This is a genomic window from Streptomyces sp. NRRL S-340 (assembly GCF_000720185.1).
Lineage (GTDB): Bacteria > Actinomycetota > Actinomycetes > Streptomycetales > Streptomycetaceae > Streptomyces.
The window spans coordinates 164,410-176,672 of sequence record NZ_JOIY01000008.1 but is presented as its reverse complement, the minus strand read 5'-3'; the positions used below and the strand labels follow the sequence as shown (position 1 = coordinate 176,672).

The 12,263-nt window shown below is 72.6% G+C and carries 12 protein-coding genes; 9 read left to right on the top strand and 3 right to left on the bottom strand.

All coding sequences use genetic code 11. The features are described 5' to 3' along the window. Window positions 1–2: 2 nt before the first annotated feature. The gene (locus tag IG64_RS08160) at window positions 3–182 is read right to left on the bottom strand and encodes a hypothetical protein (RefSeq protein WP_037853601.1); all 180 of its coding nucleotides are present in this window, start codon (window positions 180–182) and stop codon (window positions 3–5) included. A 198-nt stretch (window positions 183–380) separates the two neighbouring features. On the opposite strand from IG64_RS08160, the gene IG64_RS08155 reads away from it, so the two are divergent. The 6 genes from IG64_RS08155 (at window position 381) to IG64_RS38505 (ending at window position 5,344) form a co-directional block, all read left to right on the top strand. Then, window positions 381–1,703: a DegT/DnrJ/EryC1/StrS family aminotransferase gene (locus IG64_RS08155; RefSeq protein WP_037853599.1), complete on the top strand. Its 1,323-nt coding sequence runs from the start codon at window positions 381–383 to the stop codon at window positions 1,701–1,703. Window positions 1,704–1,789: 86 nt separating this feature from the next. Beyond that, on the top strand, window positions 1,790–2,635 hold the full coding sequence (locus IG64_RS08150) for a transketolase (RefSeq protein ID WP_234438429.1): 846 nt from the start codon (window positions 1,790–1,792) through the stop codon (window positions 2,633–2,635). After that, window positions 2,632–3,654, top strand: coding sequence for a transketolase family protein (locus IG64_RS08145; protein WP_051812497.1), 1,023 nt, complete (start codon window positions 2,632–2,634; stop codon window positions 3,652–3,654). Before IG64_RS08150 ends, IG64_RS08145 begins: the two co-directional genes overlap by 4 nt. Further along, entirely contained in the window at window positions 3,651–3,920 is a 270-nt protein-coding gene (locus IG64_RS08140) for an acyl carrier protein (RefSeq protein WP_078883864.1), read from the top strand. The genes IG64_RS08145 and IG64_RS08140 overlap by 4 nt, the downstream gene beginning before the upstream one ends. Further along, on the top strand, window positions 3,917–5,128 hold the full coding sequence (locus IG64_RS08135; RefSeq protein ID WP_051812495.1) for an acyltransferase family protein: 1,212 nt from the start codon (window positions 3,917–3,919) through the stop codon (window positions 5,126–5,128). Before IG64_RS08140 ends, IG64_RS08135 begins: the two co-directional genes overlap by 4 nt. 3 nt (window positions 5,129–5,131) lie before the next feature. Next, entirely contained in the window at window positions 5,132–5,344 is a 213-nt protein-coding gene (locus IG64_RS38505; protein WP_078883863.1) for an acyl-CoA carboxylase epsilon subunit, read from the top strand. A gap of 197 nt (window positions 5,345–5,541) precedes the next feature. Here the strand turns inward: IG64_RS38505 and IG64_RS08130 are convergent, their stop codons facing one another. Next, window positions 5,542–5,943 carry a PaaI family thioesterase gene (locus IG64_RS08130; protein ID WP_199811534.1) on the bottom strand — a complete coding sequence of 134 codons (402 nt, stop codon included), beginning with the start codon at window positions 5,941–5,943 and terminating at the stop codon, window positions 5,542–5,544. Between the two features lie 64 nt (window positions 5,944–6,007). Here IG64_RS08130 and cysC point away from each other — a divergent pair, with 64 nt between their 5' ends. The 3 genes from cysC to IG64_RS08115 are packed head-to-tail and all read left to right on the top strand — an operon-like array spanning window position 6,008 to window position 8,792. After that, window positions 6,008–6,568: an adenylyl-sulfate kinase gene (gene cysC / locus IG64_RS08125; protein ID WP_037853594.1), complete on the top strand. Its 561-nt coding sequence runs from the start codon at window positions 6,008–6,010 to the stop codon at window positions 6,566–6,568. Next, window positions 6,565–7,485, top strand: a complete 921-nt coding sequence (cysD, locus tag IG64_RS08120) for a sulfate adenylyltransferase subunit CysD (RefSeq protein ID WP_037853592.1) — start codon at window positions 6,565–6,567, stop codon at window positions 7,483–7,485. The genes cysC and cysD overlap by 4 nt, the downstream gene beginning before the upstream one ends. Continuing rightward, a complete protein-coding gene (locus IG64_RS08115; protein WP_037853591.1) occupies window positions 7,485–8,792 on the top strand; it encodes a sulfate adenylyltransferase subunit 1 in 1,308 nt (435 codons plus the stop codon). The genes cysD and IG64_RS08115 overlap by 1 nt, the downstream gene beginning before the upstream one ends. Here the strand turns inward: IG64_RS08115 and IG64_RS37475 are convergent. Then, window positions 8,782–12,162 (bottom strand): condensation domain-containing protein, encoded by a 3,381-nt coding sequence (locus IG64_RS37475; protein WP_158771498.1) that lies wholly within the window; start codon window positions 12,160–12,162, stop codon window positions 8,782–8,784. The genes IG64_RS08115 and IG64_RS37475 overlap by 11 nt on opposite strands. Between the last annotated feature and the right edge of the window lie 101 nt (window positions 12,163–12,263).

The window sequence follows — 12,263 nt, the reverse complement described above, 5'->3', positions numbered from 1 at the left end:
GGCTACTCGCCCCAGTCCTCTTCGACCTCGGGAGCGAGGGCCAGCACCACGGGCCCGGTCGCCACGACCTCGAGCTCGCTCGAACACTGTCCGCAGACCACGATCTCGGCGGCGAGCACATCAGGGCGTACTTCCAGCGTCCCGGCACACTCGGGACACGGCACGCTCAGCGCCGTAGTCATGTGTTGCCTCCTGTAGATTGTGTGATTAGCTCCAAGGACACTGCAGAAGCTAACACAGTCTCTACAAGGGCACACCCCCAAAGATCAGTTGATTCAGACTGTCGACAGTCTCTCCAGGATGCGGCAACAATGGGGCGCCGAGTACGCGGAATCTGCACAGTGGGGAACTCGCAGCCGTACGACCGGAGGTGCCCGTCCATGCCCGAGCTCGCCCACGCCACGACCCGCCTGGCACTGCTCGGCGGAGACCGGGCCGTACCGAGGGACAGCCCGGGCGGCACCTGGCCGCTCGTCACCCCCGCCGACGAACGGGCCGTGCTGCGGGTGTTGCGCGAGGGCCCCCTGAACGCCGCCTCCCCCGGAGAACCCGAGGTCGGCGGCCTGGAACGGACCTGGGCGCAGGCCACCGGGACCCGGCACTGTGTCGCTGTCGCCTCCGGCACCGCCGCCCTGCATCTGGCCCTGCGCGGCTGCGGGATCGGTCCGGGCGACGAGGTGATCGTCCCGGCACTGACCATGAACGCCACCGCCCACGCAGTGTGCGCGGCGGGCGCCACCCCCGTGTTCGCCGACGTGGAACCCGACACCTACACACTCGACCCGAGGTCCGCCTCAGCCGTCTGCGGACCGCGAACCGCCGCGCTCCTGCCGGTACACCTGCACGGACTGCCCGCCGACATGCGGGCGCTGGACGAACTGGCCGGCCGACGGGGCATCCCCGTCGTGGAGGACGCGGCCCAGGCACACGGCGCACAGGTCGACGGGCGCCGGGTCGGCGCCCTCGGCAAGGCGGGCTGCTTCAGCCTGCATCCCCACAAGAACCTACCGAGCTGCGGTGAGGGCGGCCTGATCACCACTGACGACGACAGCCTGCACGAACAGCTGGTACGGCTGCGCAACTTCGGCGAACTGGAACCCACCGGGGCCCGCAGCTACATCGCCCACCGGGCCGCGCTCAACGCCCGGATCACACCGATGGCGGCCGCCTTCACCCGCTCCCAGCTGGCCCGCTTCGACGACTACGCCCGCCGCCGCGAGCCGGGGATCCGCCGATTCCTGAACCGGCTGGCTCAGCTGCCCGGACTGCGGGTGCCACAGGTCCCGGCCGGACGCACCCACGCCTGGCACATCCTGCGGCTGATGCCGGAGCCGGAGGCGTTCGGCCTCGGGCCCGAGCACCGCTGCGCCCTGCGCGCCGCCCTGCACCGGATCCTGCGGGCCGAGGGTGTGCCCGTGTCCCGGTACCAGGTCGCTCCGCTCGCGGCGCAGCCCGCGTTCCGTCCCCCCGGGACGTCCCTGACGGACGCCGCGGACCAGGTGGACGCCCTCCTCCCGGTGACCGTCGCCGTCGTCGACGGATCGCTGTGCCTGCAGCGCCGGCACCTCGATCCGGCCGCCGGGCCCCTGCTGCAGTCGTACGCCGACGCGTTCGAGAAGGTCTGGCAGCACCTCGACCTCGTCCGCCGGATGGCCGCCTCCCGCCCCGCTCCCGGCTGGCGGGAGGCGCTGCGCCAGGGGTGAGCCACCCGCCGCTCCCCCGCCGGTTCCTCCACTCCACGTCCTGGTCCACGCCCCGGACCGACGCCCGTCCGAAGGGAATCCGCACGATGGCCGTACCCCTCACCGGCCCACCGCGCCCACCCGCCCCCGCGCCGCCTCCGGAGCCGCTCGACCCGGCGGACATGGCCCGGCGGATCCGCCAGGACGTGATCCGCATGGCGGGCGGGCCCGAGGGCGCGCACGTCGGCGGCAGTCTGTCGTGCGCGGACGTCCTGGCCGTCCTGCACGCTCGGCTCCTGCGCCCGGGCGACTCGTTCGTGCTCAGCAAGGGCCACGCCGCACCCGCGCTGTACAGCACGCTGGTCCAGCTCGGCAGGCTCCCGGCGGACGAACTCGACAGCTACACCGCGCCGGGCAGCCGGCTGTTCGGTCATCCCTCGCACGACCTGCCGGGGGTCGAGTTCGCCACCGGTTCCCTGGGCCACGGACTCGGCCTGTCGGTGGGGCTGGCCATCGCCGAGCAGCTGCGCGGCGGCGACGGACGCGTGTACACCCTGCTCGGAGACGGTGAACTGCAGGAGGGCAGCGTCTGGGAGGCCGCCCTGCTCGCCGGCCACCGCAGGCCGCCCGGGCTGGTCGCGGTGGTGGACCGCAACGGGCTGCAGATCACGGGCGGTACGGAGGGCTGCGTCGGGCTCGAACCGCTGGACGCCAAGTTCGCGGCCTTCGGCTGGGAGACACGCGCCGTCGACGGACACGACCTGCCCGCGCTGTACGAGGCCCTGCAGCCGTCCCCGGGCGGTCCGGTCGCGGTGCTCGCGCGCACCGTGAAGGGCCGCGGGGTGCCGTTCCTGGAGGCCCGCGTTGCCGGTCACTACGCCAAGCTCAAACCGGCCCTGGTCCGCAGGGCGCTGGCCGCGCTCGGCCACCCCGCGCAGGGAGGTACGGCGTGACGACAGCGCACCCCGCCGGGCAGGCCCCGCAGTCGGTCCCCGGCCCGGATCCCCGGGCCGCGTACCGCGAGGCGTTGCTGGAACTGGCCGCTGCGGACAGCCGCGTGGTCTGCCTCGACTCCGACACCGGCGGCCTGGAGAACACCTTCGGCGAGCGCTTCCCGGACCGGTACGTCAATGTGGGGATCGCGGAGGCGAACCTGATGACGGTGGCCGCCGGACTGGCCCGCCGCGGATTCCTTCCCTACGTGCACACGATGGCCACCTTCGCCACGATGCGCGCGGGCGAGTTCCTCAAGCTGGACGTCGTGGGGAACCGGCTGCCCGTGCGGGTGGTGGCCACCCACGGCGGTCTCTCCGCCGCCCACTTCGGCACCAGCCACTTCGCGCTGGAGGACCTCGCGGTGACCCGCGCCCTGTCCGACCTGACCGTCGTCGTACCTGGTGACGCGCGTCAGATCGGCGCTGCCACCCGCCAGTTGCACGAGGTGCCCGGACCCGGGTACCTGCGGCTGGGCCGCTCGGCCACCCCCGTGCCGCCGGGACCCGCCCCCGCCTTCCGGCTGGGCCGCGCCCGGGTCCTGCGCGAGGGCGCCGACGTCACGCTGGTGGCGGCGGGGCCGCTGCCCCTGCTCCTCGCGCTGGAGGCCGCGGCGGAACTGGCGGCCGGCGGCACCGAGGCGCAGGTCCTGGACCTGCACACCCTGCACCCGTTGGACCACGAGGGCCTGCTGGCCGCATGCCGGGGCCGTGCCGGAGTGGTGACGGTGGAGGAGCACCGGCCCCAGGGCGGGCTGGGCGACGCGGTCACCGAGGTGGTCGCCGCCGAACTGGCCCTCCCGGTACGCCGCGTGGCCGTACGAGGCCGCCCGGGCGTGCGCGTCGCCGGCCAGCGCGCCGCGCTGGAGCAGCTCGGCGTGAGCACCGGCGCGGTGGCGGAGGCGGCCCGGCACCTGCACGCAGCACGAGCCGAATCACCGGCGCAGCACACTGCCGCCGGCCCAACCATGAGGGGATGACGATGGCGAGCCCAGGGCTGGTCCACGACGAGGACCGCATCCGTTACGTGCAGAGCGTGTTCCGACGCGTACTCCGTCTGGAACAGGACGCGGCCCCCGACGACGACTTCTTCGTGCTCGGCGGAACCTCGCTGGCCGCCATGGAAGTGATCGACCTGATCGAGCGGGAACGCGGGCTGCGCATCCCCGTACGGAACTTCTACCGCTCCACCGTGGTGCGCGCGCTGGCCCTCGAGCTCGACCCGTCCCGCAGGGAGGCCCCATGACCATCCAGAGACCGGTGCCGGTACCGGAGGTGCCCGCCGCCACGGCCGGACACCGGGTCCACCGGCTTCCGTCCCTGACCGGGCTGCGGTTCTTCGCCGCGTTCCTGGTGGTGATCTCGCACGTCGGGACCAACCTGCTGCCGCGGGTGGCTCCGGACCAGACGTTCGCGATCAGGGTCCTGTACGAGTGCGGTGCCTTCGGGGTGTCGTTCTTCTTCATCCTGAGCGGGTTCGTGCTGACCTGGGTCGCCCGGGACGGAGACTCCGTGGGGCGGTTCTGGCGGCGCCGCTTCTTCAAGATCTATCCGAACCATCTGGTCACGATGCTCGCCGCCCTTCTGCTCGCGGCGGGCGCGGGACATGCCCTGTCGGGACGGGACGCGAGCACGACGCTGCTCCTGGTGCAGTCCTGGATCCCGGACATGAAGCTCCAGTACAACCTGTGGTCGAACACCCCGACCTGGTCGCTCGCCTGCGAGGTGCTCTTCTACCTCGCGTTCCCCTGGCTCCTGAAGCTGCTGCGGAAGATTCCGCCCGCCCGCCTGTGGGTGACGTTCGCAGTGGTCTACGCCGCGATCTGGGCGGTGCCGCTGGTGGCTTCCTGGATGCCGACGTCCGGGGGCGTCCACCCGGGCACCGGCCAGAACTGGCTCTCCATGTGGTTCATGACGTTCTTCCCGCCGGTGCGGATGCTGGAGTTCGTGCTGGGCATCGTGACGGCGCTGATCGTCGTCAACCGGCGGTGGATCCGGCTGCCGTTCGTCGTGGCGCTCGTGTTCCCGCTGATTCCGCTCGTCGCCGAGGGCGGCATGCCCGACGAGCTCGGGTTCGTGGCGCTCACGTCGCTACCGCTCGCCTTCCTGGTCGCGGCCGTCGCCAGCGCCGACATCGACGCCCGCAGCGGCCGGACCTGGCTCGGCAGCAGGCCCCTGGTGTTCCTGGGCGAGATCTCCTTCGCCCTGTACCTGGTGCACTGGCTGGTGGTGGCCTACGGCTGGATCGGCCGCAGCTCCCCCGCCTGGGGCGCGCGGCCTGCCCCCTCGTCATGGCCGGAGATCCTCGGTCTGGCAGGCCTGACCATCGCAACCAGCCTGGTGCTGGCGTGGCTGCTGTACACGCTGGTGGAGCGGCCCGTCATGAAGCGGTGGAGCCGTCCCCGCGCAGCCCGGGCCGAGAGTGTGCTCACAGCCGCCCCGGAACGGGGCTGAGCCCTGTCCCGGCAGACCGGTCCCGCCTGGTTGCTCCGGGTCGAGAGGGGACACGCGGAGCCCGAGGAACTCGCCGCTCTCGCCGCCTTGTTGCTGGTCTGCGCCGCGGCCCGGCGGCGGGCCGGGGGTGTCCCCTCCCGAGACGACTCCCCCGCCGGCCGGCGGCGCCCGCTGCGCATTCCGCGATTCCGGGCACCGCACAGCTGGCAGGACTGAGAGCTGCGAACAGAAGTGGTTTCCTCAGCGGGCGGTGTCCGGTGCGTGCGGCCGCAAGACGCCAGAAGGTCCTCGTGGTGGAGCTGCCAGGGCCTTCCGGCGGCGCGGCGGGGGCGCGTGCCGGGCGCCGCCCGCCGGGGCCCGCTTCTGTCCGCAGCTCTCAGGCCCTCTCCCTTCCTGTCCGTACGGGGCCGCGGTCAGCGCAGGTTCTGCAGCCGGACCTGTCCACGGGCGAGGAGCCGGCCCGCCGCGTCCACCGTCTCCACCGACCAGACCTGTTGGGTGGCGCCGCGGTGGACCGGCAGGGCCGTCGACGTGAGGCGGCCGTCGGCCACGGTCGCGGGAGCGAAGAAGTCCGTGCTGTTGCTGACCCCGACCACGGTCCCCCGGTCGCCCAGCCAGCGGTCCGCCGCCGCGCTGGCCACGGACTCGACCACGGCGCAGTGCACCCCGCCGTGCAGTATCCCGTGAGGCTGCAGCAGGTCGGCGCGCACCGACCAGTACGCCACCGCCTGGTCCGGGCCGATCCGCTCGAACCGCAGGCCCAGGTGCTCGACGTAGGGTCCAAGGCTGCTGTGCAGCTTGTCAGTTGTCATCATGTATCGAGTATTTCAGCTTTTGTCGTAAGTTCCCACTGCATCTGGAAGGCGGTTCGGATCGACCATGGTGATCGGGCCTGAATCATGTGACTGCGGCGTGACCGTCCTGCTGACGGGTCTGCCCAGTGCGGGCAAGACGACGGTCGCGTCCCTGCTCGCCGGGCGACTGCGCGACGCGGGACACCGCGTGGAGGTCCTGGACGGTGACGTCATGCGGAAGACCCTGTCGGCAGGGCTCGGATTCGGCCGGGCGGACCGGCACGAGAATCTGCAGCGCATCGGTCTGATGGCCGAGGTCCTCGCCCGCAACGGCGTGATCGTCCTCGTGCCGGTGGTCGCGCCGTACGCCGACAGCCGCGACGCCGTCCGGCAGCGGCACACCGCGAGCGGAACCGCCTTCCTCGAAGTCCATGTGGCCACGCCCGTGGAGGTCTGCGCGCAACGGGACGTCAAGGGCCTGTACGCCCGGCAGCGGGCCGGCGAACTCACCGGCCTCACCGGGGTCGACGACCCCTACCAGGCGCCCGAGAAGCCCGATCTCGTCATCCCGACGGTCCGGCAGTCGGCCGACGCGTCGGCCTCCCTGCTCATGGATCTGCTCGTGCGCAGGCGGTTCGTGGCATGACGGCGACGACACCGCTCCCGCGCCACGGGATCAGCCATCTGGACGCGCTGGAGTCCGAGGCCGTGCACATCTTCCGGGAGGTGGCGGGCGAGTTCGAGAAGCCGGTGATCCTGTTCTCCGGGGGCAAGGACTCGATCGTCATGCTGCACCTGGCGCTCAAGGCGTTCGCGCCCGCGCCGGCCCCCTTCTCGCTGCTGCACGTCGACACCGGGCACAACTTCCCCGAGGTCCTCGCCTACCGTGATCGCGCGGTGGCCCGCCACGGGCTGCGGCTGCACGTCGCGTCCGTACAGGACTACATCGACCGCGGGGTGCTCAGGGAGCGCCCGGACGGCACCCGCAACCCGCTGCAGACCGTGCCGCTCACGGAGAAGATCCAGAGCGAGGGGTTCGACGCGGTTCTCGGCGGCGGGCGCCGCGACGAGGAGAAGGCCCGCGCCAAGGAGCGCGTGTTCAGCCTCCGCGACGAGTTCTCGCAGTGGGACCCGCGCCGCCAGCGCCCGGAGCTGTGGCAGCTGTACAACGGGCGGCACGCGCCCGGCGAGCACGTCCGCGTCTTCCCGCTGTCCAACTGGACCGAGCTGGACGTGTGGCAGTACATCGCCCGCGAGGGCATCGAACTCCCCGAGATCTACTACGCCCACGAACGCCCGGTGTTCCGCCGCAACGGCATGTGGCTGACCGCCGGCGAGTGGGGCGGCCCCAGGGACGGCGAACACGTCGAGACCCGGCTGATCCGCTACCGCACGGTCGGCGACATGTCCTGCACCGGCGCCGTCGACTCCGACGCGGTGACGCTGGACCAGGTCGTCGCCGAGATCGCCACGTCCCGGCTCACCGAGCGGGGCGCCACCCGGGCCGACGACCGGCTGTCCGAGGCCGCGATGGAGGACCGCAAGCGCGAGGGGTACTTCTGATGACGGGATCCACCGGGCGGTGGGGCGATCCGTCGGCCACCGCACTGCTGCGTTTCGCGACGGCCGGGTCGGTCGACGACGGCAAGTCCACCCTCGTCGGCCGCCTTCTGTACGACTCCAAGTCGGTCCTCGCCGACCAGCTGGAGGCCATCGAGCGCGCCTCCCACCACCGCGGCCAGGACGCCCCCGACCTCGCGCTGCTCACCGACGGCCTGCGCGCCGAGCGCGAGCAGGGCATCACCATCGACGTCGCCTACCGCTACTTCGCCACCGCCCGGCGCCGGTTCATCCTGGCGGACACCCCCGGGCATGTGCAGTACACGCGGAACATGGTGACGGGCGCGTCCACGGCCGAGCTGGCCGTGGTCCTCGTCGACGCCCGCAACGGCGTCGTCGAGCAGACCCGCCGGCACGCCGCCGTCGCCGCCCTGCTGCGCGTCCCGCACGTCGTCCTCGCCGTCAACAAGATGGACCTGGCGGGCTACGAGGCTCGGGTGTTCGACCGGATCGCCGAGGAGTTCACCGCGTACGCGGCGGAGCTGGGCGTCCCGGAGGTCACCGCGATCCCGGTCTCCGCGCTCGTCGGCGACAACGTCGTGCAGCCGTCGGCGAACATGGACTGGTACAGCGGTCCCACCGTCCTGGAGCACCTGGAGACGGTCCCGGTCGGCCACGACCTCACCGGCTGCCACGGCCGCCTCCCCGTCCAGTACGTGATCAGGCCGCAGACCGCCGAGCACCCGGACTACCGCGGCTACGCGGGCCAGATCGCCGCCGGTACCTTCCGCGTGGGCGAGGAGGTCACGGTCCTGCCGTCCGGCGCCACCTCGCGGATCAGCGGTATCGACGTGCTGGGCGAACCGGTCGGCCAGGCGCGGGCGCCGCAGTCGGTGACGCTCCTGCTGGAGGACGACATCGACGTCGCGCGCGGTGACCTCCTGGTGCCGTCGGGGAACGGCCCGGTCGCCCGCCGGGACGTCGAGGCGACGATCTGCCACGTCGCGGACGCGCCGCTCGCGGTCGGACAACGGGTGCTGCTCAAACACACCACCCGTACCGTCAGGGCCGTCGTCGCGGAGATCCGGTCCCGGCTCGTCCTGGACGGGATCGTCGCGCACCCGGAGCCCGGGCAGCTGGTCGCCAATGACATCGGCCGGGTCCGGATCCGTACCGCGGAGCCGCTCGCCGTGGACGCCTACGCCGACTCGCGGCGCACCGGTTCCTTCCTGCTGATCGACCCGGCCGACGGGACCACGCTCGCCGCGGGCATGGCGGGTCCCGCGTTCGGCGCGGCCGTCACCGCCTGAGGGCCCGCGGCTCCCCTTCCGTCACGGGCAGGTCGTCGATCGGGGTCCGCGGGCCGCGCGCCGCCACGGCGAGCAGCTCCAGCACCTGATCGATCCGCCGGTAGCCGGTCGCCCGGTCCCACAGGTCGGTGTTGAGCTCCACCATCGCCGAGAGTCCGGAGGGGCGCAGCAGCCCGTGGAAGGCCAAGTCGTAGCGGGCCGTGCCGTGGGAGACGAAGCGGTAGTCGCAGTCCAGGTCCGCGAACCGGGCGGGCATCCAGGACTCCAGCTGCAGTTCGCAGGTGACCTGGTAGATGGGGTGGGTACCGGGCGCTCGCCGGGGCTGGACCGCCTGGACGATCTCCGCGAAGGGCAGCTGCTGGTGTTCGTAGGAGCGCAGGACGGCCTCGCTCACCCGCTGGACGAGTTCGTCGAAGCGGGGGTTGCCCGACAGGTCGAGCCGGACCGGGACGACGTTGAGGAAGCAGCCGATCAGCCGGTCGGCTCCCCGCTGGGTGCGGTTCGCGGTGGGGATTCCGATGACGATGTCGCTCTGGCCGCTCAGCCGTCCCAGTACGATCGCGACGGCGGCGCAGAACACGGTGAACGGGGTCGTGCGGCAGACGCCGGCCAGCTCGCGCACCGTCGTGGCCGCGTCGGCGGAGGCCGGCCGTTCCAGGAACTCGCCGCGGAAACGGGCCCGGTCGCCACGCGGGCGGTCGGTGGGCAGGCGCAGCGGGGCCGCTCCGGTCAGCTCACGGACCCAGAACCGGCGCAGGCGTTCGCCCTCCGCGCCGGCGAGGGAGTCCCGCTCGTCCTTGGCCAGGGTGGCGAGGTCGGTCTCGTGCGGCGGCAGGACCGGAGCGCGTCCGGCGGTCCTGGCCCGGTAGGCGGTGCTCAGCTCCTGCATCAGCAGGGTCTGGGACACCTCGTCGGTGACCAGGTGGTGGAACAGGAGCTGGACCTGAGCGCGGTCCGCCCCCAGCCGGATGATCCGGGCCCGCAGCAGCGGGCCGCGGGTGAGGTCGAATCCGGTGTACGCGATCTCCTGTTCCAGGCGCCGCAGCTCGGTTTCGCGGGCGGCGTCGTCGTGGCCGGTCAGGTCGGTCACGGGGACGTCGATCGGGGTGTGGGGTCTGATCCGCTGCACCGGCAGGCCGTCGACCTCGACGAACGTGGCGCGCAGGCCCGGCTGGTGCGCGACCACGTCGTTGAGCGCCGCGGCGAACGCCTCGGGGTGCAGCGGTCCGGCCAGGTCCAGGATCAGCGGGATGGTGTGGGTGAGCGCGTCCGGGTCGGCCTGCTGGGCGAGCCACAGCTGACGCTGGCCGGACAGCAGTGGTGTGTCCACGGTCTGCGCGGTTCCGCCCGCGGTCCGCGCGGTGGCGAGGTGCGTGTCGTGCCGCTCCGGCGCCTCCGCGCTCTGCGCCGGCGTGGTGTCCGGCAGCGCGGCGAGGAGTTCGAGCATGCGGTCCAGTTCGGGTTCGGTGTCCCGCAGGTGGGCGGTCAGCTCTGCCGGGGTGGGATTCTCGAACAGCGCGCGGACCCGTACCTTGACGCCGAGTGTCTCCTGCATCTCGGTCACCAGCGCGGTGGCCAGCAGTGAGTGCCCGCCGCAGGTGAAGAAGTCGTCGTCCGGGGCCAGTCCGGGCACCTCGAGCGCCTGCGCCCAGATCTCCGTGACGAGGGCGAGGAGCCGGTCCGGGCCCGTGCCCGTGCCTGTGGCCGGACGGGCGTCCGCCACCGGGGCGGGTGTCTCCACCACGATCTCCAGCAGGCCCCGTGGATCGCGCCGGGCCGTGAGGCCGGTGGGGACCCCGGCGAGCAGCAGGTCCGTGGGGTGGTGCACGGATCCTCCGGGCCGCAGTTCCAGGTCCGCTGCCCGGGCCCCGCGCAGTCCGGTCAGGACGGGCCGGTTCCCGGGACCGCGGGAGCGGTCGAGCAGGAAGGTGACGGACCTGCCGCCGGGCAGGTCCACCCGGAGTTCCTCCGCCTCGCTCCCCTCGGCCGGCTCCTGGTCGACGGGGGCGAGGCCGGCCGGCTCCGGTGCGCTCAGTTCCAGCTCCGGCAGGCGCAGTGCGGGCCGGGCCAGCCACTGCCGCAGCACCCCCGCGTAGTCGTCCACCAGGGCCTGTATCCCGTCCGGGGTGTAGAGGTCGCTGTCGTACTCGAGCCACAACCGGACCTGGTCGTCGGTGACGTCGATCTCCGCGACGGTGTCGAACCGGCCGCGGTCGCGTTCGACGTCCAGGATCCGTACCGGCTGTCCCCCGAGGCTCAGTTCGCCGACGGCGTCCACGCGCGGCATGAACATGTGCTGGATCAGCGGAGGCCGGTCGGTCGGGCGCGGGACGGCCGCGGCCCGCACGATCCGGTTGAACGGCAGCCTGCCGTGCTCGATGGCCGCGGCCACAGCGGCCGAGCAGCGGGACACCGCGCCGGCGAGGTCCGGTGCGCCTCCGAGGTCCAGGCGCAGCGGGACGGTGTTGGCGAACTGCCCGACGAGCGGCTCCAGTTGCGGAACGGTCCGGTTGGCCGCGAGGACGCCGAGTATCAGGTCCGTGTCACCGGTGGAGCGGGTGATCATGGCCGCCCAGCCCGCCAGGCACAGGGCGTAGGGCGAGGCGTGCAGAGTCCGTGCGGTGTTCCGCACGGCGGGTCCGTCGACTCCCCGCAGGACGAGGCCGACGCGTCGGCCGGTGCCTCGGCGGACACGGCGGCGCGGCCGGTCCGGTCTGACGTCCAGGGCGGTGGGCGCGTCACGCAGGGTATCCCGCCACCACGCGGTGTCGGGTTCCTGGACGGCCGGGAGCAGCGAGGCATGCTCCCACCGGGTGAAGTCGCCGTACTGGAGTTCGGGTTCGGGCACCGGTGAGGGGGCCCCGGCGAGCGCGGCGTCGTAGTCGGCGGCCAGCTCCGACAGCAGGAGCCGGACCGCGGTGGCGTCCGCGAAGATGTGGTGCACGGCCAGGGCCAGGATGTCCTCGCCCGCCGGGTCGCTGCCGCGCACCAGCAGGAACGCGATCCCGCACCCGGCGGCGGGGTCGATCCCCTTCGCGGCGAACCGGGACAGTTCCCGGTCCCGGACCTGGCGCGCGTCCGTCTCCCGGCCCGGGGACGGGAGGGTGGTGATCGTCAACGGCAGCCGCTCGGGCACGGGGAGGACCACTTGGCCCGGCTGTCCGTCGTGCAGCCGTACCGCGGTGCGCAGGATCTCGTGCCGGGACAGCAGGGAGCCGACCGCCGTGCGCAGAGCGGCCGCGTCCAGTGGGCCCCGCACCGCCAGCGCCACGCACTCGGTCAGCGGGGCCTGTTCCGTCGCCGATCCGTCCGAGGACCAGAAGTGCTCCTGGATGACCGCTAGGGGCATGTAGTCTTCGTAGTCTCTCATGGACATACGATATCGTGACGCACAGATACTTGCCCAGGGGCCCGTGGGGGGCGGAAGGTTGTCTTCAAGCCACTTCCCCATCCGATCCGGTCGGGTGATCT